The organism is Actinokineospora auranticolor (genome assembly GCF_041897805.1).
GTDB lineage: Bacteria > Actinomycetota > Actinomycetes > Mycobacteriales > Pseudonocardiaceae > Actinokineospora > Actinokineospora auranticolor.
In genome coordinates, this window is the sequence record NZ_CP154825.1 from 2,996,638 (window position 1) to 3,021,029 (window position 24,392).

The window sequence follows — 24,392 nt, forward strand, 5'->3', positions numbered from 1 at the left end:
GGGGAGTGGAGAGCCGCAACCACCTGATCGGCGACGTGGGCCAGGCCGTCATGGCCGGCGCGATCCACGGGGGCGTCCACCTGCACGCCGCCGCGCCGTCCGGTCCCCACCGGTACGACCAACTCCCGCTGCGCGCCGCCGCGTTCCAGGCGCGCGACCTGCCCTTGGGTGACGGCTGCACGATCCTGGTCGGCATGGGCGGGGCGGGCAAGACCCAGATCGCCGCCGACGCCGCGCACCGGGCGCGGGCCGAGGGGATCGAGCCCGTTTGGATCATCGCGGGGTCGCGGGACCAGGTGAAGGCCGCCTACGCCGATCTCGCCGCGCGGGTCAGCGGGGTCGAGCGGAGCGTGGACGACGCCGTCCGCTGGTACCTGGGCTGGCTCGACGACCACCCCCACCTGATCGTCCTCGACGACGTCGCCGCGCCTGCCGACGTGCACGGGCTCATCCCCAGCGGTCGCGTCATCGTCACCACCCGCGATCGCGGCTCCGCTTGGCGCGCCGACGGTCGGGACATCGTCGAGGTCGACCTCTTCACCCACGACCAGGCCCGCGCGTGCCTGGCCTCTTGGCTGGAGGACCACCCCCACCTCCTCGACGGCGCCGACGACCTGGTCACCGAACTCGGCCACCTCCCGCTCGCCGTCGCCCACGCGGGCGCCTACCTGGTCGACCTCGGCATCACCTGCGCCGACTACCTCGACCGCTTCCGCGCCCACCACTCCCGCCTGCCTGACCTGTTCCCCGACGACCACGACCGCGTCGTCGCCACCACCTGGACCCTGTCCATCGCCCGAGCCAACGAACGTCGACCCGTCGGCTTGGCCCTCCCGCTCATGCGCCTGCTGTCGTTCCTCGACCCGGCGGGCATCCCGCTGCAACTCCTCACTTCGCCGACCCTGCACGAGTACCTGGGAGCCGACAAGACCCAGGTCCACGACGCCGCCCACGGCCTGGCCCGGCTGAACCTGCTCTCGATCGACACCCACCCGGCCGCCGCCGGGGTCGCCATCTGCCTGCACGCGCTCGTGCAACGCGCCACCCGCGAAGCTGGCCCGCCGGACGCCGAGATCGAGACCGCCGCCGAGGCGCTGTGCGAGATCTGGCCGGACGTGGAAACCGACGCCGCCCTCGCGGACGCGCTGCGCCACAACGCGACCGCGCTCGGCCGCAACGCCGAACAGGCCCACCCGAATCCACTGTGGACACCGAAACCGCACGACGCGCTGATCCTCGCGGGCCGCAGCTGGAAGAACGCTGGGCAGTTCACCGCCGCGCGCGACCACTTCACCGCCCTGCTCGACTACGGCACCAGGGTCCTCGAACTCGACGCCGCCGACTGCTGGCCGGTTCGCTACTTCCTCGCCGACATCCGCGGCCACACCGGCGACGCGACCGGCGCGGCGCGGGATTGCCGGGCCCTGCTGGCGGAGCTGGATCCCGACGAGCGCACCGCCTTGGCCGTGCGCGGTGACATCGCTCGCTGGGTGGGTGAGGCGGGTGACGCCAAAGGCGCGTCCGGTGAACTGCGGGCGTTGTTGGCGGACCAGGAGCGAATGCTGCCACCCGACGACCGCGAGACGCTGACCAACCGAGCCAACATCGCCCACCTCCGGGGCGTCACAGGGGATGTCGCGGGCGCGTTGGCCGAACTCAGAGCTGTCCTGGGCGTCCGCGAACGCGTTCTGGGCGTCGACCACCCCGATACCCTCGGTACCCGCCACCGCCTCGCCTACTTCCGCGACGCCTCGGGCGACAGCGCGGGCGCCTTGGTCGACGGTCTCGAGTTGCTGACCGACCTACAGCGGGTCTTCGGGCCGGACCACCCGGACGTTCTCCTCGCCCGCGCCAACGCCGCGGGCTACCGCGGCGGGGCAGGTGATCCCGCCGGTGCCGTGGCCGAGTTCGAGGTGCTGGTGGCTGATCGCCTGCGCCTGTTCCCGCCGGACCACCCCGCCACGCTGCACGACCGCGAGAACCTCGCCTACTGGCGCGGTCAGAGCGGTGACCTCCATGGCGCGTTGACCGCCTACCGCGCGCTGCTGGCCGACCGCGAGCGGATCCTGGGGCCCGGCCACCTGCACACCGTCGAGTGCAGACTCGGTGTCGCCGTGCTGCGCCACCGCGCCGGTGACGCGATCGGCGCGCTGGATGACCTCGACGCGGTGGTGGCGGGCAGGCACCGGCTGGTGGGGCCCGACGACAAGCTGACCCTCAGCCTCCGGCGGGCCGCCGCCACCTGGCGATTCGAGTCCGGGGACCCGGTGAGTGCGCTGGCCGAGGCCCGAGCCCTCGCCGCCGATCAGGCGCGGGTGCTGGGTCCGGACCACCCCGAGACCTCGGCGACCCGCTACCACCTCGCGGTGTGGCGGCAGGCGAGCGGGGACACCGCGGGTGCGCTCGCCGATTTCGAAGCCCTGCTGCCAGACCAGCGACAGGGGCTGGGACACGACCACCCCCAGACCCTGTCGACCCGCCACCACCTCATCCGGCTCGGCAGCGGCGACGCGAAAGCGAAGCACGCCGCGATCGGGGCGTTGTTGCTGGATTTCGTCGCGGTGTTCGGCGCCGACGACCCGCAGACCCTGATGGTGCGCGACGACCTCGCGTACCAACGCGCCCAGTGTGGCGACCTCGCGGGCGCGCTGGCCGATTTCGAAGCCCTGCTCCCCGAGGAGGAGCGCGTCTTGGGCGCCGATCACCCGACCAGCATCGGCACCCGCCACTACATCTCCGTGCTCAGGTCAGGTCGCGCCTGAGGTCTGTCGGGCCAGCATCCTCAGCACCCCGTCCACGCTTCCCGTGCGGTGGAACGCTTCCCGCTGCCGGTGAGCCCCGTCTCCGTTGTGCGTCAGGAAGCTCAGCGTCTCCTCCACGAACGGCAGCTCCCCGGACGCCTTCAACGACGCCGAGTGCCGGTCCACCAGATCCCGGACCACCGCCATCGCCTCCCGCAGCGTCCCCGTGCGCGGGTCCGGCACCGACGCCACCAGCCCGTCCTTCGCCGCCCGCCACTGCGCCGCGCTGATCACCGTGCCCGGTACCCGCGGCGCCGGGTCCGGCGACTCCACCGCCTCCGCGACCAGGCACCGCACCAGCACCGCCAGCAGGGCCGCCTCCTCGACCGTGCCCAGCACGTCCGCGACCCGCACCTCCACCGTCGGCTGCGCCTCCGACGGCCGCACGTCCCAATACACCATCTTCCGGTCCATCGCCGCCCCCACCTCCAGCAGCCGACCCACGATGTCCTCGTACTCCTCGACCGAGTCCACATAGGGCGGCGGGCCCGCCGACGGCCACCGGCCCCACAGCACGTGCCGGGTCGACGCGTAGCCCGTGTCCACGCCGCCCTGGAACGCCGAGTTGCCGCTCACCGCCAGCAGCGCCGGCAGCCACGGCCGCAGGTGGTTCGCGACCCGCAGTCCGGCTGCTCGGTCTTCGACGCCCACGTGCACGTGGCACCCGCAGGTCAGGTCCGCGAAGATGAACGGCCCCACGTGCCGGGCGATCCGGTGGTAGCGGGTGCCCGGGCCGATCTCCGAGATGTCGCGCTGCGCGTGCGGCACGGTGCCCGCCGCGATCAGCACCGCGTCCCGCTCCGCCGCCGCGTCCGCCAGCCGGGCGCGCAGCGCCGCCAGCTCGCCGCGGATCTCCTCGGCGTGCCGCAGCACACCCGTCGCCGACTCGACCTGGCAGCGCAGCAGCTCCGGCTTCAGGTCGACGTCCGTGATACCCGCCACCGCCTCGGGGCCTTGGTCGACCAGGTCGCCGTCCGCGTCCACCAAGAAGAATTCCTCTTCCACACCGACTGTGTAATCCTGCTCAGCCAAAGCCGCTCCTCGAAACGTACTGGTCAGCGGCCGAATGGCCCCGTCTCGAAGGCAGAAGTACCCATCCCCGCGCCCGCTCACCCGGTGACATAGTGGGGGGATGCCTACCCGAGTACGCGAGACCGAACGCAAGTACGAGGCGCCCGCCGACTTCGCGCTGCCGGACCTCACCGCGGCCGAACCCGTGCACACCACCTCGGGCCCCGTCCGGTCCGAACTGGACGCCACCTACTTCGACACCGCCGACCTCCGGCTGGCCCGCGCGGGCATCACCCTGCGCAGGCGCACCGGCGGCAGCGACGCGGGCTGGCACGCCAAACTGCCCGTCGCCCCCGACGTGCGCGACGAGATCCGGGTGCCGCTCGGCCGGGCCAAGACCCGCGTGCCCGAGGACCTCGCGGTCCTCGTCCGCGCCCACACCCTCGGCGCGCCGCTGGCCCCGGTCGTCCGGATCACCACCGAGCGGCACGAGTGGGAGCTCAAGGACGCCGACGGCGGCACCATCGCGTTACTGGCCGACGACCGCGTCACGGCCCACCCCGTCGACGACGAGCCGCACGCCTGGCGCGAACTGGAGGTCGAGGCCACCGACCGCGACGTCCTGGCCGCCGTCGGCGCCGTCCTCGGCGCCCAACCGGCCCAGTCCACCTCCAAGCTCGCCCAGGCCCTCGGCGACCGCGCCAAGACCACCCGCAGGCCCGACCTGCCCACCGACCCCACCGCCGCCGACGTCGCCCTCGACTACCTGCGCGCCCAGGCCGCCGCCCTGCGCGCCCACGACACCGGCGTCCGCCTCGACACCGACGACGCCGTCCACCAGTTCCGCGTCGCCGCCCGACGGCTCCGCAGCGCCCTGCGCTCCTTCCGGCCGCTGCTCGACCGCGACCGGGTCAACGCCCTGCGCGTCGAGCTGAAGTGGCTCGCGGGCGAGGCCGCGGTCGCCCGCGACACCGAGGTGCTGACCGGCGAACTCCAGGCCGAACTGGCCGCACTGCCCACCGAGAACGTCCTCGGCCCCGTCTCCGCGCACCTCACCGCCGAACTCGGCCGCGCCGCCGCCAACGGCCGGACCCAGGTGCTGTCCGCTGTGGACAGTGACCGCTACCTGGCGCTGCTCACCGACCTCGACGCCTTCCTCACCGCACCGCCCTGGACCAAGCGCGCCACCCGACCCGCCGCGCGGGAACTGCGCAAACCCATCCGCAAGGCCTGGCGTGCCCTGGCCGCTTCCGTCGCAGCCGTCGACGCCACTACGAACCCCACCGATCGCGACAGCGCACTGCACCAGGCCCGCAAGGATGCCAAGAAGGCCCGCTACACCGCCGAGGCCGTCGCCCCCGTATTCGGTGCGAAGCTCGACACCTGGCGCAAGCACATCAAGAGTGCTCAGAAACCACTAGGACTCCACCAAGATGCCGTAGTAGCCCGCACGACTTTGCGCGACATCGGCGTCCGGGCATACCTTTCCGGCGACAACGCCTTCACCTACGGCCTGCTGCACGCCCGTCAGGACGCGCGAGCCGCCCGAGCCGAGACCGAGTTCACCCGGGAGTGGAAACGACTGCGCCGCGCCCGGGCGCCGCGCTGGCTGCGGTGACGCGCCGTTTTGCCGGAGTTCACCGGTGGTACCCACCAGGTGACCGACAGACGCTTGTCCGAGAAGGGGCCCATCGTGGACGACGGCACCTATGTCTTGTTCCTGGTCCTCGGTATCGCACTCGTGGTGGTGGACGGGCAGATCATCTACCGCAGCGGGCTGAGGTACCTGTCCGACTCCTACGGCGACCCCGGGTCGGCGCGATCGATGGCCCGCCTGGTGTCGGTGCTGTTCCACTTCGCCGTGCTCGGCGTCCTCGCGCTGATCTCCGCCATCGACATCGGCGGTGACACCGTGCTGATGGCCGTCGTGCGACGCCTCGGCGTGGTTCTGCTGCTGCTGGCCGTGGCCCACGCGCTCACCATCCGCATGCTCACCCGGATGAGGGACCGCCTCGACGCGGAGAACCTCACCAAGCAGCGCCAAGAGCACATGCAGACGCACGGCGTCCCGCTCGACCCGAGCGCTCCGACCCCGCCCAGCGGTGCCATCGACAGCGAGGCCATCGCCCGCGCCAACGGCAACGCCGAGACCCGCCTGTCCCGCGCCCCCGGCGCCGAGCCCGGCATCGGCACCGTGCCCACCGGCCCGGACGCCGCGGTGCCCGGGCAGGACGTGCCGGTGCAGCAGCGCCGCGCCGTGAAACCGAACCTGGGCACCGAGGCGGTCGCGCGCCGCGGCGGCACCGTGGGACCCGAGGAGCTCTGATGTCGCAGCCGCGGCCCGCGCCCAAGCGGGCCGCGGTTCCCCTCGCTCTGGCCGCACTGGCCACCGCCCCCGGCGTCTACCTCGGCGCCACCGGAACCCACCTCGCCCCGCCGCTGGCCGCGGCCCTGTTCGGCATCGCCGTGATCGGGGCCGCGTTCGTGCTGTCCTGGGTCGCCGAAGCCATCCAGGTCGACATCTCCGCCGGGCTCGCGATCACCGTGCTGGCGCTGATCGCGGTGCTGCCCGAGTACGCCGTCGACTTCGTCTTCGCCTCCGAGGGCGGCAACGCCTTCGCCGAACACGGGCCGACCTGCGTCCCACCGGGCTCACCCGACCACTCCAGCTGCGGGCTCGCCCTGGCCAACATGACCGGCGCCAACCGGATCCTCGTCGGCGTCGGCTGGGCACTGGTCGTGCTGCTCGCCGCGTGGCGCGCGCACCGCGACCGGCTCCGCTCCGGCGACCACCGCAAGGCCCGCCACGCCTCCGAGACCCGCGTGTCCCTCGACCGCACCGACGCCGTCCCGCTGGCCTTCCTCGGCCTGGCCACCCTGTACTCGCTGACCCTGCCACTACGGCACAGCATCACCATCGTCGACGCCATCGTCCTGGTCGGCATCTTCGCCCTCTACGCGATCCGCGTCGCCAAAGCACCCGCCGGGGAACCCGACCTCGAAGGCGTCGCCGCGCTGCTGGGCGGCCAGCCCAAGGCCCGGCGGCGGGTCAGCTGCGTCGCGCTGTTCGCCTTCGCGGCTGCGGTGATCCTGCTGGTGGCGGAGAACTTCGCGCACGCGCTCGTGCAGACGGGCACCGACCTCGGGGTCAGCCAGTTCTTCCTCGTCCAGTGGGTCGCGCCGCTGGCGTCGGAGGCGCCGGAGCTGCTCGTGGCGGGCCTGTACGCGTGGCGGCTCAAGACCACCGACGCGCTGGCCACGCTGGTGTCGTCCAAGGTCAACCAGTGGACGCTGCTGGTCGGCACGCTGCCCGTGGTGTTCGCCGTGGCCGCGGGCTCCACCGCCGGGCTGCCCATCGACGCGGCCCAGCGCGACGAACTGCTGCTCACCGCCGCCCAGTCGCTGTTCGCGGTGGCCCTGCTGATCCGCCTGTCGATCACCGTGCGCGGCGCGCTCGTGCTGCTGGGCCTGTTCCTGGCGCAGTTCGCCCTGACCGCGCTGCTACCCGCGTCGATCAAGGGCGTCGAGATCGTCGCCCTGTCGATCGTCTACCTGGTGCTGGCCGTGGGCGTCGCCGTCCACAAACGGGCCGACCTGCGCACGCTGGTCCGCGACGGGTTCCGCACGCCCTACCGCGACCTCGCGCACCACGAGGAGTCACCGGTGCGCGAAAAGGTGCGGGGCCAGTAGCGCCCGCCGGTCGGCGTGCACGCGGAACGACTGCCGCAACCCCGTCACGTCCAGCGGCCGCAGCACCGACCGCCGGTCCGCCACCAGCCGCAGGTCCACCGCCCGCGCCCGGGCCCGGTCGCGCACGTCCACCAGCACACCCAGCCCGGCCGCCGCCAGGAAGTCCACATCGGACAGGTCGACCACGAGCAGCAGCAGGTCCGGTGGCGCCAGCGCGCCGAGCAACGCCGCCCGCACCCGCGGCGCCGTGACCAGATCGATCTCGCCGCGCACCGCGGCCACCGCCGCCCACCGGCCCACGAGGTCCACCCGCGTGGCCACCGGGTACCGCGCGGGCGCGGCCCGCCGGGGCGCGGGGATCAGCTGGTTCGGGATTCGAGGTGCCATGCCGACCTCGGTTCGCGAGACGGGTGCCCCGGTGCCTGCCTGGGGTCTTCGAATCATAGAGCACCGCTGCCCGCGGACAAGGATCACGCGCTGGCTTCGCCCGATGGGCGCAGAAACACCGCTGGGCCGGGCGATCGATGGTGATTGGGTGTCACTGTGCACGGGTAGGTAAACGACAACGGCGGTGACCCGAGGAGAGAGCCGATGCTCCGACGCTGCTACCGACTCGCCTGGCTCGCGCTGGCCGCGGCCGTCGCCATCCTGGGCGTCGGCACCGGGGCGGTGCTGCTGCGCTCGTGGACCCTGCTGTTCCTCGGCGTCACCGCGGGCTGCCTGGCGATGGCCACGGCGGCGGCCCGCACCGACCCGGACAGCGCGCGCCCGGACCGCGGCACCGCGCTGCTGACCCTGCTGTTCTGCGCCGCGCTCGTCGGCGTCGCCGGGCTGGTCATGCTGGTCGAGTGGGTGGCGTTCGCGGTCGTCGGCGCGCTGGCCGCGGCGGCGTACCCGCTGTTCGGGCTGCGGGCCATGAGCACGTCGAGGCTGTGCGAGCGGTGGCGGACCGGGCTCGACACGCTCCGCGCCGCGCAGACGCCCCTCGCGGCCGCCGCGGTGGTCCGCGAACGGCAGAAGTGCCTGGACGAGCTGGAGCGCCGTGACCCGATCGGGTTCGCCCGGTGGTTGGAGACGCCCGGCGCGGACCCGGCGACGATCCTGCGCCCCCGGCAAGGGACCCGGTAGTGGCCCGCTGCCTGGTACTCGGCGCGGGCGGGTACGTCGGCACCCGGCTGGTCGCCGCGCTGGCGTCGGCCGGGCTCGCGGTGGTGGCGTCGTCGAGGACCATCGACGCGGAGGCCGTCCCGGTCGGGGTGCGGGTGGTGCGGTCGGACGCCCTCGACCTGGGGCCCGCCGAGCTGGAGGGCGTCGACGTCGTCTACCACCTGGTGCACTCGTTGTCGTCGCCGGACTTCGCGGTCCTGGACGAACGCATCGCCCGCGCGGTGGCCGAAGCGGCGGGCGCGGCCGGGGTGCGGCAGCTGGTCTACCTGGGTGGGCCGCGACCACGAGACGGTGAACCGTCCGACCACCTGGCGTCGCGGGCGCGCGTCGGGGACGTGTTCCTGGCGTGCCCGGTGCCCGCGCTGGTGCTCCAGGCGTCCATGATCATCGGCGCCGGGTCGGCCAGCTTCGAGTTGCTGGCCCGCGCGGCTCGGGGTGGTCCGGTCATCCCCAACCCGGCGTTCCTGCGCAACCGCAGCAGGCCGATTGCCCTCGATGACGTGATCCGCCACCTGCTGGCGGCCACGGGGGAGCCGGTGAACGGCTGCTACGACATCGGTGGGCCGGAGGTGTTGACGTACTGGGACCTCATCCAACGGTGCGCCCGGGCGGCGGGGCTCCCGCGTCGCGTGCCGCTGCCTGCCGCGTTCCCCACGTCCCTCGCCGCCGCGGCGACCCCGGATACCTTGACCCGCGCGCTGCTGGAATCCCTCCAGCACGACCTGGTGCCCAGCGCTGTCCTGCCGCTCGACGGCCGCACGAGCGTCGACCGGGCCCTGCGGCAAGCTCTCGACATCCCCACGCCGCCGCTCCCGCCCGCCGACGGTGCGCTCACCGATCACCAGACCCTCCAGGTCCATGCCGATCCCGCCGCCCTCTGGCACGCGATCACCACCCGCGGCGGCTCCGCCTTGCCCGCGTTGTGGGCCCTGCGTGGTGCGTTCGACCATGTCGCCGGTGGTCCGGGTCTGCACCGGAACCGCCCGCCCCATCCGAGGGCGGGGGACATCGTGGACAGCTGGACGGTCGTTCACCGCGACGACGACACCCGCGAACTCCACCTGCACGCGGACATGCGCCTGCCGGGTAGGGCGTGGCTCACCCTGCGCGCGGAACCGGGGGCCGCTCCGGGGGAGAGCGTGTTGCGTCAGACGACCACTTTCGCCCCCGATGGCCTGCTGGGGCACCTCTACTGGCGTGCGCAGAAACCGGCGCATGTCCTCGTGTTCACCCTGATGGCGCACAGCCTCGCCCGCACCGCCGAGACCGCGCGGCGGGGGAGCGGCCGGTCCGGTTGAATGGCGGGGTCCGCCTACCGCCGGTGAAAGGTTCCCCTGTGGACGATCGACTCGCCGTACTCGCCGCCGCGCACGGGGTCGCCGTGGAGTACGAGAACGGTGCGCGGCAACGGGTCGAGGTCGATCCGGCCGTGGTGCGGGCGATCCTCGACGAGCTCGGCGCGGACGGGCCACCGGCTGCCGGCGCGGTGCCGACGGTGGTGCGGCAGGGGAGTCGCGCGGAGGTCGGGCACGGCACGGTGCTGCTGGAGACCGGTGCGGAGGTCGCCGTGCACGGCACCCTGCCGGAACTGCCGCTCGGCTGGCACACGCTGCGCGTCGAGGGGCGTGAGACGTCTCTCGCCGTTACGCCCGCGGCGCTGCCCCCGGTGCCGCGGACTTGGGGGTGGATGACGCAGCTCTACGCCATCCACACGCCTGACTCCTGGGGGATCGGTGACTACGCGGACCTGGGGGCGTTGGTCCGTCGGGCGGTCGCGGACGAGGCGGGCGCGGTCTTGGTCAGTCCCGTTGCCGCGGGTGCGCTCACCCATCCGGTGCGGAAGTCGCCGTACTCGCCGTCGAGCCGCCGGTTCCTCAACCCGCTGCACCTCTCGGTCGCGGACCTGCCCGAGTTCCGCGACGCCGACGCGGCGCTCCGCGCGCGGGTCCTGGCCGCCAAGCCGGCCCTCGGGGAGCAGATCGACCACGACGCCGTGTGGGCGGCGAAAACCGGCGCCTTCGACCTGCTCACCCCGCGTCTGCCCGATCTGGGGTCACTTGATCGGGCAACCCTCGACTACGCGACGTACAGCGCGTTGGCCGAACTGCACGGCCCCGACTGGCGCGTCTGGCCCGCGGGGCTGCGCCACCCGGGCCGCCCGGAGGTCGCCGCCGCCCGCCGTGAACTCGCCGGTCGGGTCGCCTTCCACGCCTGGCTCCAGCAGCGCGCGGCCGAGCAGCTGGCCGCCGTGCACGAGGCCGCGCGCGGCATGGCGGTCGGCGTCATCCACGACCTTCCCGTCGGCGTCGACCCTGGTGGCGCCGACGGCTGGTCGCTCCAGGACGTCCTGGCCTCACGCGTGACTGTCGGCGCCCCACCGGACGCCTTCAGCCCGCTCGGCCAGGACTGGGTGCTCCCGCCGCTGCGGCCCGACCGCCTCGCCGCGACCGGGTACCTGCCGTTCCGCGACATGATCCGAGCCGTCCTCACCCACGGCGACGGCATCCGGGTCGACCACGTCGCGGGGCTTTGGCGGCTCTGGTGGATCCCACCGGGCGAGTCGCCCGATCGAGGGACATACGTGCACTACGACGCCGAGGCGATGCTCGGTGTCCTCCTGCTCGAAGCGCACCGCGCCAACGCCGTCGTCATCGGGGAGGACCTGGGGACGGTGCCCGAGCACATCACCCGGACCCTGCACGACACGGGTGTCCTGAGCTGTGCCGTGGCTTGGTTCCAGCGTGACCGGGCGGGCAACCCGCTGCCGTCGGCGGAGTACCCGACCCAGGCCGCCGCGAGCATCTCGACCCACGACCTACCCACCGCCACCGGCTTCCTGACCGGCGAACACGTCCGGGTCCGCGCGGAGTTGGGCCTGCTCACAGACCCCGAACAGGAAGCCGAAACCGCCAAGGCCGAACGACAGGCGATCATCGACCTGCTGGGTGCGGAGGGGCTGCTCCCCGAGGAACCGACGACGGACGACATCGTCGCGGCCCTGCACCGGTTCATCGCGCGCACCCCGTGCACGCTGGTCTTCGCCGCGCCGCAGGACCTGATCGGGGAACCCCGGCAACCCAACCTGCCGGGCACCATCGACCAGTACCCGAACTGGCGCCTCCCCCTACCCCTCGACGTCGAGACCCTGATGAACCACCCCGCCGTCCGAGCCGCCACCACCACCTTCCGCACCCGCTGACCCAGCGCCGACGATCCCGTCCGCTGGGTAGCTCGGTCGGGCGCGCGGGGATACCGGTCGTGAACCGGCGGCCAGCCGGCCGACCCCGGGCATGACCGGACCCTGATGGGCGGCGCGGCGACTCCCTCTCGCCGTGGACCAGCCTGCCCGCTGCGCCACCTCGGACGAGGCGGGCCGCACCGTCGGGCCGCTCCAGTGCCTGCGGCGGGCGTGCTGTTGCCTGAGCCCGTGGACCTGCCGGGGGCGGTGCGCGATCTCAACCGCGGTGTACCCAGCCATGTCAGGGATAGCGGACCAGCGTGCTACCGCTGTTCCCGGTGGCAGCCCCCGCATGCGGCAGAAAACCGCAGGTCGGGCCGGTCGATGGGCGGCCCCGCCGCCTCTGCCGTACCGAATCCGCAGGATGCCGGGCGTCGGCCGACGAACCCTCCCCGGACATGACAGACCCGCGGGGCGCCGGGACTCCCGGCCTGCGCGGCCCGCGGGTCTGGTGGTCGACTACTCCGGTTGGTCGTCGTCCGGAACCGGGGTCACGCCCTGTTCCTCGATCAACGCCGTGTAGATCGGGTTCGGGTCGGTCTCCCGCGTGGTCGTGGTGCTCATGTCGGCCCCCTGGTATTCGTCTCCCCCGGACTTCCCGGGACTCCATCTGTCTTCCGCTGTGTAACCAAACCGCCATCCCCCCACACGTCTGATCGGGTGAAGGTTGCCGGTTCGCAATACACGAGACTAGTTCAGTTTGTTGCTCGCAGGAGATCCAGGTAGCCGTCACTGGCTTGCCACAGGGCGTCGGCCACCGGTTCCAGCTTGCCCGGGCGCCAGCGTTTCCGCTGGTAGTCGGCTGTTCGATCACGCAAACCGGCCAGGCTGACGGCCAGGTCCGCGGCCAGTCGCTCCCGCGTCTCGGCCTCCGACGGGGCCGCCGCGCGCACCGATTCGGCGTCACCCTCGGCGATGCGGTCGATCACCCGCTCGTCGACGCCGTCGTCCGCCGACCACACCCGCGCGGGGCGGTGCAGCACGTGGTTCCACACCGGCACGCGCGTCGAGCGCCAGAAGACCTCGACCGGGGCGTGCGGCAGCCGCGCCGCCGCCGCCCAGTGGCGGGCGCCCGCGGGTTCGGTGCGCCAGGGCACCTCCTCGACGTCCACCGTCAGCGCCACGATCAACGTCTCGACCTCGACGGGACCGGACAGCACCGGCCCCGCCACCCACAGCTCCGCCACGCGCAGCGGGTAGATCGACACCGGTCGGGTCGCCATGTCGGCGCAGGTGTCCGCCAGGGAACGCAGGTGGTGCAGCGCACGCGTCCAGTTCACGGACCGACATCCTGCCAGGCGGGCCCCTAGATCCGGCTCGACTCCAGCGCGCTGACCAGGATCGCCCGCGCGCCCACCTCCCACAGCTCGTCCATCACGATCGCCGCCCGGTCGCGCGGCACGAGGGAGCGCACGGCCATCCACCCCTCGCGGGCCAGCGGCGACACCGTCGGCGACTCGACGCCCGGTACCAGCGCGCACGCCTGGTCGAGGATCGCCGTGGGGCAGTCGAAGTCGATCATCACGTAGTTGCGGGCGATCAGCACGCCCTCCAGCCGCCGCTGGACGCGGTCGATCCCCGCGCTGACCTCGGGCGTCAGGTCCGGCCTGCGGATCAGCACCGCCTCCGACCGCAGGATCGGCTCGCCGAACACCGCCAGGCCCGAGTTGCGCAGGCTCGTCCCCGTCTCCACGACGTCGGCCACCGCGTCGGCGATGCCGAGCTGCACCGACGTCTCCACCGCCCCGTCCAGCCGCACCAGCTTCGCCTCGACGCCGTGCCGGGCCAGGTACTGGCCCACCAGACCCGGGTAGCTCGTCGCGACCCGGCGGCCCGCCAGGTCCGCGACGGTCGTCAGCTCGTCCGGCCGCGAGGCGAACCGGAACGTTGACTCCGAGTAACCGAGCGCCAGGGACTCCTCCGCGCCGGTGTCGGCGTCGATCAGCAGATCGCGACCCGTGATGCCCGCGTCCAGCGTGCCGGTGCCGACGTACAGCGCGATGTCGCGCGGGCGGAGGAAGAAGAACCGCACGTCGTTGCGCGTGTCATCGATCATCAGCTCGCGGTTGGCGCGATGGACCCGGTACCCGGCGGCGGCGAGGAGCTGTTCGGAGGGGAGGCTGAGCGACCCCTTGTTGGGTACGGCGATCCGAAGCGTGGTCACGCGCTGGAATCTTGCCACAGCGCCGGGCACCCCTCCTGACCCGGGCCTTAACGCCCGGTAACACCTGAACGGGCCCGGTCGGCGGTCATTGACAAAGAGAGTTTTTACGTACAAACTCTTTTTTGCCATGAAGAACGTCCACTACCTAGACCGCATCGAGCAGGCCGAGGCCCTGCTGAAGCCGCAGCGCATCGAGGTGCTGCGGCAGCTGGCGGAGCCCCGGTCCTGCACCGAGGTCGCGAGCCGACTCGACCAGACGCCCCAGCGCGTCTACTACCACGTCAACAAGCTGGTGGAGGTCGGCCTCGTGACCCGGGTGGCGGAGCGGAAGGTGCGCGGCATCAGCGAAGGCGTCTACCAGGCGACCGCCCGGTCGTACTGGCTCTCGCCCGCGCTGGTCGGCCGCGTCGGGCCGCGCGGCGACGACCTCGCCCTCGGCTACCTCGTCGAGCTGATGGAACAGGCCCAGGCCGACATCGGCGCGCTCGACCGCACCGCCCCCGAACTCCCGTCGCTCGGCGTCTCCGGCGCCATCCGGCTGCCCCCCGAGCGGCGCCAGGAGTTCTTCGACGACCTGAAATCCACCCTCCAAGACCTCTTCACCCGCTACGGCGGCACCGAGGGCGACGCCTTCGCCCTGCTCGTCGCCTGCTACCCCAAGGAGAACGCCGATGACTGAGACCCTCGTCGTCAAGGCCCGCATCGCCGCGACCGTCGACCGCGTCCACCGCGCCATCACCGACCCGGTCGAACTGCGCGCCTGGCTCGCCGACAACGCCGAGTCCGACGCGGACACCTTCAGCTTCTGGGGGCCGACCGTCCTCGAGGGCGACAAGCCGCACCAGACCCTCACCCGGGTGAGCGCCACCGAGTTGGTCTTCCACTGGGACCTCGGTGGCGAAGACTCCACGGTCGAGATCACCCTCGCCCCGGTGGGTGAGGAAACCTCACTCACCCTGTCGCAGAGCCACTTCCCCGGCTGGGCCGCCGCCGCGGTCGGCGAGGGCGGCGCGCTCGGCCAGGTCGGCACCTGGTGGAGCCTCACCATCGCCAACCTCGTCGAGCACGTCGAGGGGCGCGAGCTGACCCCGCGCGCCGACTTCACCTCCTCCGACCTCAGTGCCGTGGTGGACATCGCCGCCAGCGCCGAGGACATCTACGACGCGATGGTGAACCCGGCCCGCTTCGCCGAGTGGTTCGGCTACCCGGTCGGCATCGAGCCGCGCGTCGGCGGCAAGTGGGCGATGGGCGGCCTGGAGAACAACCCGCACCCCGCCACCATCACGCGGCTCGAACCGGGTCGCGGCATGACCATCGACTTCGGCACCGGCTTCGGCGTGACCTCCTGGGAGCTCGAGGAATCCGGCGGCCGCACGCGACTGTCGTTCTCGCAGAGCGGCTTCGACGTCGAGCGCACGCCGTACGGCGGTTGGCTCGGCTGGCTCAGCGGTCTGGCCGAGCTGCGCCGCTACGTCGAGCAGGGGCAGAACTGGCGCTCCACCTGGGTCGACCTCGTCATGCCCGCGTGACCGCCGAACGAGCGGTTCTCAGGTGGGGGAAACCCGCCTGAGGCGCCCGATCGGGTGAGTCTCCACCGGTTGACGCCTGGCTGGGCGAGAGATGACCGAAAACCGAAGCCCCGCGTGTCTTCCCCACCGGTGCCGCGCAAGGGACCCGGCGAGGCCGGACACGCAGGGCGTAGGTCGCGTGTCCGGCCCGTACCCGAGGCCGGCCCACCATTCGGGCGGCCCGGGGCCCGGAGCCGTCGGCCGGTTTCCGCGGCGGCCGACCTGCTCCGATCGGAGTGGTGCAGGGTGACTAGAGCATGCCCGACCGGTCACCCGCCGCGCCCATCCCAATAACTCATAGCCTCGAGTTATGATCACGAGGCGTCAGAGTCGGTCACTGTGGATCACCGCGCGGAGTGACTACGCTGGTAGGCCGATCGTGCTCCCCGCGCCGCCGCGCGCTGCCGCCGGACCGCGGCGATCACGTTTGGTCACAGCGGAAACCGGGCGGTGCCGTCAATCGGGGTCGCACCCGCGCCGCGCGTCACCCCTCGCGCGTCCCTGCCGGGATCGCTTCCGGCGTGATCGGCGCCCCGGGGCGCCCGTCGACCACACTGGACCGCCGTGCCTGTGGACAGTCCACGCCGTGTTGTCGTACCCCGCCGCTAACGTCGGCGCCGGACGGCTTCAACCACAGGTGAAAGAGGCTCACGTCATGGCGCTCTCCGTGCGCAAGGTGGACTGCACGCTCGACTGCGCGGCCCCCGCGGCCCTGGCCGAGTTCTACAAGCGGGGTTTCGGGTACGAGGACGAACCGCCGCCGCCCCCGTTCGCCACCCGCGAGGAGTGGCTGGCCCAGTTCGACGACCCGGAGGACGACGCCGACGACGGCGCCTGGCTGCACCACCCGGCGGGCACCGCGCCCCGGCTGTTCCTGCAGCAGGTCAAGGAGCCCAAGGTCGGGAAGATCCGGTTGCACTTCGACTTCCGGATCACCGACGCGGACACCCCCGAGGGGCGCTGGCAGCAGGTCGTGGCGGCCGCCGAGTTCCTCACCGGGCTCGGCGCCACCGAGGTCGCCGTGGCGACCGGCCACCACGTCGTGCTGGCCGACCCCGAGGGCAACGAGTTCTGCGTGGCCTGAGGATCCACAGAGGACCGGTCCGGGCGGGGTGCGCGCCTCGGGGGTCGGTGCCCGGGGGCGGTGGTCTCGCGGTCGAAGGCTGTGATCGCTCTCGCCGCCGCGCCTGCCGCGGAGGGAGGCACCGCGGTGGTCGTCGGCCCGTCGAACCTCGACCGGTCGCGGCGTTGCCGTTGGTGCCTGCTCCTCGGCCCGCCGGGGGCGATCGGGAGAGCCGCCGCGGGCTTCGACGTGGCCGTCGAGTCGCTCTCCACGGTAAACCGGGGCGAGCGTGGCTACACTTGACGGCCATGCGGCTCTGGGGTGGCGGGTGGCGTCCGCGATGAAGTCATTGCTCAGCTTCGCCCGGTCGGCCACGGCCGGGTGCTCGGTGCTGGGCGTGTCCGGTGAAGTGGACATGTCCAGCGCCCACCTGCTCGACAGCGCGCTGAGCGCCGCCGCCGACGAGGTGGGCGCCGCCATCCTCATCCTCGACCTCGGCGACGTCCGCTTCCTCAGCGCCGCCGGGGTGGACGTGGTCCTCAACGCCCACTGCCGCAGCGACGAGTCGGGGCCGCGGCTCATCGTCGTCGCGCCGGACGGTGGTCCGGTCCACCGAACCCTGATCCTGGCGGGTCTGGACGCCGCGATCGCCCTGCACCCGACACTGGCCTCCGCGCTGACCGCCGCCAGCGGCGCCTGACCGTCCCGGTCCCGTTGTCCTGTGACAACGTTTTGTGGCGCGACGTCCACTGGGCGACCAAGGGGCGGCGTGTGGGGGTTGTCACCTATTCCGGTCGGGGTGGGTACTCGGGTGGGGTCAGCGACGCGACCAGTTCGGCGAGGCGTGCTAAGTCCTTTGTGGACTTGGTGGCGTCCATGATGGCCCAGTCGGGGCGGACCGCGGTGTACCGCGGGCGGCGTGGTGCCGGGTCGACGACCGCGGGCGGGGTGAGCAGGTCGTCGGTCCAGCCGTCGGGGGTTCTCCGCTGGGGGAAGAGGGTTCCGGCGAGCCGGTGGCGGGCGATCAGGGCGGAGCGGCCGAGTTTGGGGGAGGAGTAGCGCGACGCGGCTGCGGAGACGCCGGGGATCGCCACGGCGGCGCGGATCGCGGTGCGGCGTGCGGGACCGGCCGTCAGGGCCCAGCCGATGACCTGGGCCGCGCGGATCGTGCGCACCGCGTGCGGGAGGCGTTCGGGTTGGTACGTGCGGAGGATCTCGTCGTTGCCGGTGCGGAGGGCGAGGTCCAGTTTCCACACGAGGTTGTGCGCGTCGCGGAGGCCCGCGCCCAGGCCCTGCCCGGTGAACGGGGGCAGTTGGTGCGCCGCGTCGCCGAGGAGGAAGGTCCGCCCGGTGTGCCACCGGGTGGCCACCTGGGCGTGGTAGGTGTAGGTCGCCGCGCGCAGGATCGTCATGGCCTCGAACGGGATCGCGCCGAGGTGGACCAGCCACGGGGTGAGGAGTCCGCGCAAGTCGTTGTGGGACAAGGGGTAGCGGAACTCCCAGCGGTAGTGGTCGCCGGTCACGCGCATGAAGGTGGCCGGGTGGCGGTGGTCGCAGACCTGGTGCACGCCGTCCCAGGTGGTCAGCGGTCGAGGGGACTCGGCGTCGACGACGAGCCAGTCGTGGGGCTCGCCGAGTGCCCGGGTGGGGATGTCCAGGAGGCGGCGGACGGTGCTGTCGGCGCCGTCGCAGGCGAGGATCGCGCGGGCGGGGACCGGGCGGGCGTCGGTGAGCAGGGTGTCGCCGCGCAGTCCTGTGACGGTGACGCCCCAGCGGACGGCGGCGCCGACTTCGCCGCGCAGCAGGCGCTCCAGGTCGGGCTGGTTGAACATCGACGCGTCGGGGTGGCCGTTCGGGCCGGTGCGCGCGTCGCGGCGGAACTCGGCGAGGACCCGGTGGCGGCGGTCGACCAGGCGCAGCCCCGGCATCGGGCGGCTGACCGCGTGGAACCGCGACGCGACGCCCGCGTCCTGGAGCACGCGCAGCGCCTCGCCGTCGAGGTGGACGGCGCGGGGGAGCGGGTAGGGGGCGGGGTGCCGCTCCAGGACCACGGTCGGCACCCCGCGGCGGATCAGCAGGGCGGCCGCGGTCAGCCCCACGGGGCCCGCGCCGACCACCACGACAGGATCGGTCACTCCCGCAGCCTGCCACGGACCCGGACCACCTGCGCCTGCCGCTTTGCCCGCGGCCCGCGCCCGCCCGAGCGTTGTTCGGCGCCCAGCCCCTTTAGTCATTGAGCCAGATACGTATCTAACTATCTAGATAATGGGTATTGGGCGATTGGGTGGTGCGAGCGGGGGATAGCAGGAAAAGAGAAGGGCAAGCAGAGAAGGGCAAGCAAAGAAGAGAGGGTGAAGACGGGGAGTGTGGAGGAGGAGCGTGTCAGTGCTGTGGTGCCACGCCGCGCAGGGTTCGGGCCAGGAGTGCCGTGGCCGCGCCTGCCGCCACCACGGTCAACAGGGCCACGCGCAGGCTGGTCGCGTCGGCGAGGAGGCCCACCAGCGGGGGCGAGACGAGCAGGCCGACCCGGAGCATCCAGCTCACCACCATCAACCCCAGGCCCGACGGCAGCCCCGGTAGCTCGTCCGCGCTGTGCATGGCCGCCGGGATCTGCGTCGAAGCGCCCAGGCCGGCCAGCGCGAAGCCCCCCAGGGTCGTCGGCACCGTCTGGAACGCCAGCGCGAGGGCCATGCCCGCGGCGGAGAGCAGGCCGCCGAAGCGGACAACTCGTTCCTGGCCGAAGCGGTCCGTGACGCGGTCGCCCAAGAGCCTGCCGGTCGTCATCGCCACCTGGAGGGCCACGTACGCCATGCCCGCGGTCGCCGCGCCCGTGCCGAGGGAACCGGACAGGTAGACCGCGCCCCACGACGAACCCGCGTCCTCGACCAAGGCCCCGCAGGCGGACAGCACACCGAACGCCAAGACGAGCCGGACCACCGCGGCCGGGAACCGGCGCCTGCCCGGGGCGACCGCCGGTTCGGTCCGCTCCTCGTCGTCGTCGCCCGGCAGCATGAACCGGAAGCACACGACCGCCACCGCGCTGAACAGCGCGCCCGCCACCACCAGGTGCACCAGGACCGGCACCCCCAACCCCGCCGCCGCGGCGCCCATCAGGCCGCCCGTCACCGCGCCGATGCTCCACAGCGCGTGGAAGGAGTTGACGATCGAGCGGCCGTAGCGGCGCTGCACGCGCATGCCGTGGGTGTTCTGCGCGACGTCCACGATCGAGTCCAGCGCGCCCGCCGCGAACAGCGCCGCCGCCAGCGCGAGCCAGCTCGGCGCCAGGGCGATGCCGATCGTGGCCACCGCCAGCGCGACGATGCCCAGGGTCGCGACCCGCGACGAGCACCACCAGCGGATCACCGTCGAGGCGAACAGCCCGGCCAGCAGGGCGCCGAGCGGCATCGCCGCCAGTGCCGTGCCGAGGGCCGCGTTGGACAGGCCCAGGTCGTCCTTGATCTCGGGGATCCGCGGCACCACCGCCGCGAACAGGGCGCCGTTGGTGAGGAACACCCCCGCCACCGCCGCCCGGGCCCGGGTGTCCACCGTCGTCCGCACCGCCACCCGACCGACCCTACCGAGGTGGTCCGATCATCCCCACCCGGTTTCCGGTGACCACCGGTCGTGTCCGGAACCGGTCGGCAATTCCCGATCGGGTGGATTCCCCCGTGGCCCCTTGGCGCACACCGTCGCGCACTGGTTCTCTTCACCGCGTCCCAGGTCACCAAGACCAACACCGTCGGGGAACACCCCAGAGAGGCCGGGCCGCCCATGCCGCAGCCGTTCCAGCTGCCGGAGTTCTACATGCCCTACCCGGCCCGGCTGAACCCGAACCTGGAACAGGCCCGCCTGCACAGCAAGCGGTGGGCGCGCGCGATGGACATGGTCGACGTCCCGCAGCACGGCACCACCATCTGGTCCGAGGCCGACCTCGACGCGCACGACTACGCGCTGCTCTGCGCGTACACGCACCCCGACTGCGACGGCCCCGAGCTGGACCTGATCACCGACTGGTACGTCTGGGTCTTCTACTTCGACGACCACTTCCTGGAACTGTTCAAGCGCACCCGCGACATCCCCGGCGCCCGCGCGTACCTCGACCGGCTGCGCCTGTTCATGCCCGTCGAGGGGCCGATCACCGAGACCCCGACGAACCCCGTCGAGGCCGGGCTGGCCGACCTGTGGAACCGCACCACGCCAGCGATGTCCGCCGACTGGCGCGGCCGGTTCGTCGAGAGCACCAAGAACCTGCTCGACGAGTCCCTCTGGGAGCTGGCCAACATCAGCGAGGAGCGCGTCTCCAACCCGCTGGAGTACATCGAGATGCGCCGCAAGGTCGGCGGCGCGCCGTGGTCGGCCAACCTCATCGAGCACGCCGTCGGCGCCCAGGTGCCCGCCGCGATCTCCGCGAGCAGGCCGATGCACGTCCTGCGCGACACCTTCGCCGACGGCGTCCACCTGCGCAACGACCTGTTCTCGTACGAGCGGGAAGTGCTCGACGAGGGCGAGCTGAGCAACGGTGTCCTGGTGTTCGAGAAGTTCCTGGGCATCGACACGCAGGCCGCGGCGGAGGCCGTGAACGACCTGCTGACCTCGCGGTTGCACCAGTTCGAGCACACCGCCGTCACCGAGGTCCCGCCGTTGCTCGAGGAGCACGCCATCGACCCGGCCGGACGCCTCGGGGTGCTGGCGTACATCAAGGGTTTGCAGGACTGGCAGTCCGGCGGCCACGAGTGGCACATGCGGTCCAGCCGCTACATGAACGGTGGTGGACCCGGCTCGGACCTGCTGCGCGGCCCGCTCGGACTGGGCACGTCCGCCGCCCGGATCGTGCCTTCGCTGCTGTCGACGTACCGGCAGCGCGCGCGGTCGTTCAGCCACGTCCCGTACGAGCGGGTCGGCCAGGTCAAGCGGCCCGACCTGCGGATGCCGTTCCCCGTGCGCAGCAACCCGCACCTCGAGGAGGCCCGGGAGAACCTGGTCGACTGGGGCAAGCGGGTCGGCATCGTCGACGAGCTCCCCGAGCTGTGGGACGAGGTGAAGCTGCGCGACTACGACCTGCCGCTGTGCGCGTCCGGCATCCACCCCGACGCCTCCGCCGAGCAGCTCGACATCACCTCCGGCTGGCTGGCCTGGGGTACCTACGGCGACGACTACTACCCCGTCGTGTTCGGCCGCACCGGGGACATCACCGGGGCGAAGCTGCTGACCGAGCGGTTCTCCCAGTTCATGCCCGTCAACGGTGAGCCCACCCCGACCCCGGCCAACGCGCTCGAACACGGTCTGCACGACCTGTGGCAGCGCACCGCCGGGCCGATGGCGCCCGATGCCCGCGCCCAGTTCCGCCGCACCATCGAGGAGATGGCCGACAGCTGGCTGTGGGAGATGGGCAACCAGCTGCAGAACCGCATCCCCGACCCGGTCGACTACATCGAGATGCGGCGCAAGACCTTCGGCTCCGAGCTGACCATGAGCCTCTCGCGCATCGGCCACGGCCGCACCGTGCCGCCCGAGGTCTACCGCAGCCGTCCGGTGCTGGCCATGGAGAACGCCGCCATGGACTACGCCTGCATGATCAACGACATCTTCTCCTACCAGAAGGAGATCCAGTTCGAGGGCGAGCTGCACAACATCGTGCTGGTCGTGCGCAACTTCTTCGACACGGACTCCGCCACCGCGATGGCCATCGTCGGCGACCTCATGGACAGCCGGATGCGCGAGTTCGAGCACGTCGTGGCCACCGGCCTACCCGCCCTGTTCGAGGACTTCGACCTCGACGAGGACGCGCGCACCACGCTCACCGGGTACGCGGAGGAGCTGCGCAACTGGCTCTCCGGCATCCTCGCCTGGCACGAGGGCTGCCGCCGCTACACCCAGGCCGACCTGCTGCGGCACTACCCGGAGAGCCCCGGCAACCCCGAGGTCGGTCTCCGCGAACTGCGCGGCCCCCACGGCCTCGGCACCGCCGCCGCCCGGATCACACCGCGCAAGGTCGTCGCGGTCGGGTGATCCACCCTGGTTCTGCCTTCGAGTCAACTGTGCGGGTGGCCAAGTCGACCGCGCGACTGTCCCGTCGCCCCCACGCGGATCGGCCCAGTCCGCGCCGGCGGCAGCCCCTAGGGTGAGGGGGTGCTGGACCTCCGCCTGGTCAACGCGACCTTTCGCACGATGGACCCGGCCCGGCCGCTGGCCACCCGCCTCGGGGTGTGGCGCGGTCGGGTCGTCGGGCTCGACGAGGAGGTCGACGGGCTGCCCGCGCGGCAGGAGGTCGACCTCGGTGGGGCCGCGGTGCTGCCGGGGTTCCTCGACGCGCACGTCCACCTCGCCTGGACCGGGCTGCGGGCCGGGGCGGTGTCGGTGGCGCCGTGCGCCCGGGTGGACGACGTGCTGGCCGCGATCGGGGACGCGGCTGCGGCGGTAGCGCCGGGGGAGTGGCTCGACGTCGTCGGCTACGACCAGCGGCCGCTGGGGCGGCACCTGACCTCGACCGAGCTGGACCGCGTCGCGGCCGGGCGGCGGGTGCTCGTCCTGCACGACTCGGGGCACGCGTGCGTCGTGAACGGGCCGGTGCTGGCCGCGCTGCCCGCTGGTGCGTCGCATGTGGACGGTTTTCTCGCCGAGGGCGGTATGGCGGCGGTGCGGGCGTTGCGCCAACCGTATTCCCTGGGGGAGTTGACTTCCGCTCTTCGTCGCGCGGCCTCGGTGTGCCTGTCCGAGGGGGTGACGACGGTCGCGGAGGCCGGTGTCGGCGGCGGGTTGATCACGCACAGCCCCATCGAGGCCGCGGCCTACCAGCGCGCGGACCTGCCGATCCGGGTGCAGCTGATGGTCGCGGGGACGTTGCTGCGCGACCCGGGCGCGCATCCCTCGGACGAGGTGCCCCGGGCCATGGACCTCGGCCTGACCACCGGGTTCGGCGGCCCGCGGCTGTCGCTGGGCGCGCTGAAGATCTTCACCGACGGCGGGATGATGGCCAGAACAGCCGCCATGACCGCGCCCTACGTCGGATTGGACCACAGTGGACAGTTCTACGACGACCCGGACGTGCTGCGGTCGCTGATCGTCGACGGACACCGGGCGGGGTGGCAGCTGGCCGTGCACGCCATCGGTGACCGGGCCGTCGACCTGGCGCTGGATTCGTTGGCGGCAGCGCAAAAGGCGTTCCCGCGCGAGGGAACCCGGCACCGGATCGAACACGCGGGCGCGGTGCGCCCGGACCAGCTGCCGAGGTTCGCGTCGCTGGGTGTGACGGCCGTGGTGCAGCCGAACTTCCTGTACTACCTGGGCGACGACTACGCGGCCATCATGGGCGAGTCGCGCGCGGACTGGCTCTACCGGGGTCGCGGGTTCCTCGACCACGGCGTGGCGCTGGTGGGGAGTTCGGACCGCCCGGTGACGGCGGGCGCGCCGCTGCGGTCGATCGAGTTCATGGTGAACCGTCGCACCGAGCGCGGGAACGTGGTCGGCCCCGAGGAGGGGGTGACCGTCGAGGAAGCGTTGCGGGCGTACACGATCGACGCCGCGCGCGCCTGTTTCCTGGAGTCGGAGCTGGGCAGTCTGACAGCCGGGAAGTGGGCGGACCTGGTGGTGCTGGGGGAGGACCCGGTGGGGGCGCCCAGCGTTGGCGACATCGCGGTTGTGTCCACTGTGGTGGGTGGTGAGGTGGTTTCGGGCGCGCGGCTGTGGTGAG

General features: G+C 72.5%; 19 protein-coding genes. 13 read left to right on the forward strand and 6 right to left on the reverse strand.

What is annotated here, in order from left to right:
- The first annotated feature begins 5 nt into the window (after window positions 1–5).
- Entirely contained in the window at window positions 6–2,762 is a 2,757-nt protein-coding gene (locus V5P93_RS13725) for a tetratricopeptide repeat protein (protein WP_146107862.1), read from the forward strand.
- Here the strand turns inward: V5P93_RS13725 and V5P93_RS13730 are convergent.
- The gene (locus tag V5P93_RS13730; protein ID WP_104475746.1) at window positions 2,748–3,833 is read right to left on the reverse strand and encodes a glutamate--cysteine ligase; all 1,086 of its coding nucleotides are present in this window, start codon (window positions 3,831–3,833) and stop codon (window positions 2,748–2,750) included. The two genes, V5P93_RS13725 and V5P93_RS13730, sit on opposite strands and share 15 nt — an antisense overlap.
- A gap of 100 nt (window positions 3,834–3,933) precedes the next feature.
- On the opposite strand from V5P93_RS13730, the gene V5P93_RS13735 reads away from it, so the two are divergent.
- The 3 genes from V5P93_RS13735 to V5P93_RS13745 are packed head-to-tail and all read left to right on the forward strand — an operon-like array spanning window position 3,934 to window position 7,502.
- Window positions 3,934–5,430 (forward strand): CYTH and CHAD domain-containing protein, encoded by a 1,497-nt coding sequence (locus tag V5P93_RS13735; RefSeq protein ID WP_104475748.1) that lies wholly within the window; start codon window positions 3,934–3,936, stop codon window positions 5,428–5,430.
- 39 nt (window positions 5,431–5,469) lie between these two features.
- Window positions 5,470–6,138, forward strand: a complete 669-nt coding sequence (locus V5P93_RS13740) for a hypothetical protein (RefSeq protein WP_146107863.1) — start codon at window positions 5,470–5,472, stop codon at window positions 6,136–6,138.
- A complete protein-coding gene (locus tag V5P93_RS13745) occupies window positions 6,138–7,502 on the forward strand; it encodes a sodium:proton exchanger (RefSeq protein ID WP_104475751.1) in 1,365 nt (454 codons plus the stop codon). Before V5P93_RS13740 ends, V5P93_RS13745 begins: the two co-directional genes overlap by 1 nt.
- Here V5P93_RS13745 and V5P93_RS13750 read toward each other — a convergent pair.
- On the reverse strand, window positions 7,470–7,889 hold the full coding sequence (locus tag V5P93_RS13750; protein ID WP_181043236.1) for an anti-sigma factor antagonist: 420 nt from the start codon (window positions 7,887–7,889) through the stop codon (window positions 7,470–7,472). The genes V5P93_RS13745 and V5P93_RS13750 overlap by 33 nt on opposite strands.
- 204 nt (window positions 7,890–8,093) lie before the next feature.
- On the opposite strand from V5P93_RS13750, the gene V5P93_RS13755 reads away from it, so the two are divergent.
- Genes V5P93_RS13755 through malQ form a run of 3 tightly spaced genes read left to right on the forward strand, consistent with a single transcriptional unit; the run spans window position 8,094 to window position 11,868 of the window.
- Window positions 8,094–8,630 (forward strand): hypothetical protein, encoded by a 537-nt coding sequence (locus V5P93_RS13755; RefSeq protein WP_104475755.1) that lies wholly within the window; start codon window positions 8,094–8,096, stop codon window positions 8,628–8,630.
- Entirely contained in the window at window positions 8,630–9,967 is a 1,338-nt protein-coding gene (locus V5P93_RS13760) for a DUF2867 domain-containing protein (RefSeq protein WP_181043237.1), read from the forward strand. The genes V5P93_RS13755 and V5P93_RS13760 overlap by 1 nt, the downstream gene beginning before the upstream one ends.
- Window positions 9,968–10,005: 38 nt before the next feature.
- Window positions 10,006–11,868 carry a 4-alpha-glucanotransferase gene (malQ, locus tag V5P93_RS13765; protein WP_104475759.1) on the forward strand — a complete coding sequence of 621 codons (1,863 nt, stop codon included), beginning with the start codon at window positions 10,006–10,008 and terminating at the stop codon, window positions 11,866–11,868.
- A gap of 734 nt (window positions 11,869–12,602) precedes the next feature.
- On the opposite strand, the gene V5P93_RS13770 is transcribed toward malQ, so the two are convergent.
- Window positions 12,603–13,187, reverse strand: coding sequence for a hypothetical protein (locus tag V5P93_RS13770; RefSeq protein WP_104475761.1), 585 nt, complete (start codon window positions 13,185–13,187; stop codon window positions 12,603–12,605).
- 26 nt (window positions 13,188–13,213) lie between these two features.
- The gene (gene hisG, locus V5P93_RS13775; RefSeq protein WP_104475763.1) at window positions 13,214–14,071 is read right to left on the reverse strand and encodes an ATP phosphoribosyltransferase; all 858 of its coding nucleotides are present in this window, start codon (window positions 14,069–14,071) and stop codon (window positions 13,214–13,216) included.
- A 127-nt stretch (window positions 14,072–14,198) separates the two neighbouring features.
- Here hisG and V5P93_RS13780 point away from each other — a divergent pair, with 127 nt between their 5' ends.
- From V5P93_RS13780 to V5P93_RS13795, 4 genes are all read left to right on the forward strand, one after another.
- The gene (locus V5P93_RS13780) at window positions 14,199–14,750 is read left to right on the forward strand and encodes a transcriptional regulator (RefSeq protein WP_104475765.1); all 552 of its coding nucleotides are present in this window, start codon (window positions 14,199–14,201) and stop codon (window positions 14,748–14,750) included.
- Complete coding sequence (locus tag V5P93_RS13785; protein ID WP_104475767.1) at window positions 14,743–15,600, forward strand: SRPBCC domain-containing protein; 858 nt, start codon at window positions 14,743–14,745, stop codon at window positions 15,598–15,600. Before V5P93_RS13780 ends, V5P93_RS13785 begins: the two co-directional genes overlap by 8 nt.
- A 694-nt stretch (window positions 15,601–16,294) precedes the next feature.
- The gene (locus V5P93_RS13790; RefSeq protein WP_104475769.1) at window positions 16,295–16,723 is read left to right on the forward strand and encodes a VOC family protein; all 429 of its coding nucleotides are present in this window, start codon (window positions 16,295–16,297) and stop codon (window positions 16,721–16,723) included.
- Window positions 16,724–17,042: 319 nt separating this feature from the next.
- Window positions 17,043–17,402 (forward strand): STAS domain-containing protein, encoded by a 360-nt coding sequence (locus V5P93_RS13795; RefSeq protein WP_146107864.1) that lies wholly within the window; start codon window positions 17,043–17,045, stop codon window positions 17,400–17,402.
- A gap of 85 nt (window positions 17,403–17,487) precedes the next feature.
- Here the strand turns inward: V5P93_RS13795 and V5P93_RS13800 are convergent, their stop codons facing one another.
- Both V5P93_RS13800 and V5P93_RS13805 read right to left on the reverse strand, forming a co-directional pair.
- Window positions 17,488–18,837, reverse strand: a complete 1,350-nt coding sequence (locus V5P93_RS13800) for a bifunctional 3-(3-hydroxy-phenyl)propionate/3-hydroxycinnamic acid hydroxylase (protein ID WP_181043238.1) — start codon at window positions 18,835–18,837, stop codon at window positions 17,488–17,490.
- A gap of 247 nt (window positions 18,838–19,084) precedes the next feature.
- Entirely contained in the window at window positions 19,085–20,266 is a 1,182-nt protein-coding gene (locus tag V5P93_RS13805; protein ID WP_245930892.1) for an MFS transporter, read from the reverse strand.
- A gap of 207 nt (window positions 20,267–20,473) precedes the next feature.
- On the opposite strand from V5P93_RS13805, the gene V5P93_RS13810 reads away from it, so the two are divergent.
- Together V5P93_RS13810 and V5P93_RS13815 are read left to right on the forward strand one after the other, a co-directional pair.
- Entirely contained in the window at window positions 20,474–22,711 is a 2,238-nt protein-coding gene (locus V5P93_RS13810; RefSeq protein WP_104475777.1) for a Geosmin synthase, read from the forward strand.
- 120 nt (window positions 22,712–22,831) lie between these two features.
- Window positions 22,832–24,391, forward strand: coding sequence for an amidohydrolase (locus tag V5P93_RS13815; protein WP_104475779.1), 1,560 nt, complete (start codon window positions 22,832–22,834; stop codon window positions 24,389–24,391).
- Window position 24,392 lies beyond the last annotated feature (1 nt).

Bases quoted from the DNA above. Each gene is read 5' to 3' on its own strand.
- V5P93_RS13810 (WP_104475777.1), top strand. From the start codon at position 20,474: ATGCCGCAGCCGTTCCAGCTGCCGGAGTTCTACATGCCCTACCCGGCC.
- V5P93_RS13785 (WP_104475767.1), top strand. From the start codon at position 14,743: ATGACTGAGACCCTCGTCGTCAAGGCCCGCATCGCCGCGACCGTCGAC.
- V5P93_RS13755 (WP_104475755.1), top strand. From the start codon at position 8,094: ATGCTCCGACGCTGCTACCGACTCGCCTGGCTCGCGCTGGCCGCGGCC.
- V5P93_RS13780 (WP_104475765.1), top strand. From the start codon at position 14,199: ATGAAGAACGTCCACTACCTAGACCGCATCGAGCAGGCCGAGGCCCTG.
- V5P93_RS13750 (WP_181043236.1), bottom strand. From the start codon at position 7,889: ATGGCACCTCGAATCCCGAACCAGCTGATCCCCGCGCCCCGGCGGGCC.
- V5P93_RS13795 (WP_146107864.1), top strand. From the start codon at position 17,043: ATGAAGTCATTGCTCAGCTTCGCCCGGTCGGCCACGGCCGGGTGCTCG.
- V5P93_RS13735 (WP_104475748.1), top strand. From the start codon at position 3,934: ATGCCTACCCGAGTACGCGAGACCGAACGCAAGTACGAGGCGCCCGCC.
- V5P93_RS13745 (WP_104475751.1), top strand. From the start codon at position 6,138: ATGTCGCAGCCGCGGCCCGCGCCCAAGCGGGCCGCGGTTCCCCTCGCT.
- V5P93_RS13790 (WP_104475769.1), top strand. From the start codon at position 16,295: ATGGCGCTCTCCGTGCGCAAGGTGGACTGCACGCTCGACTGCGCGGCC.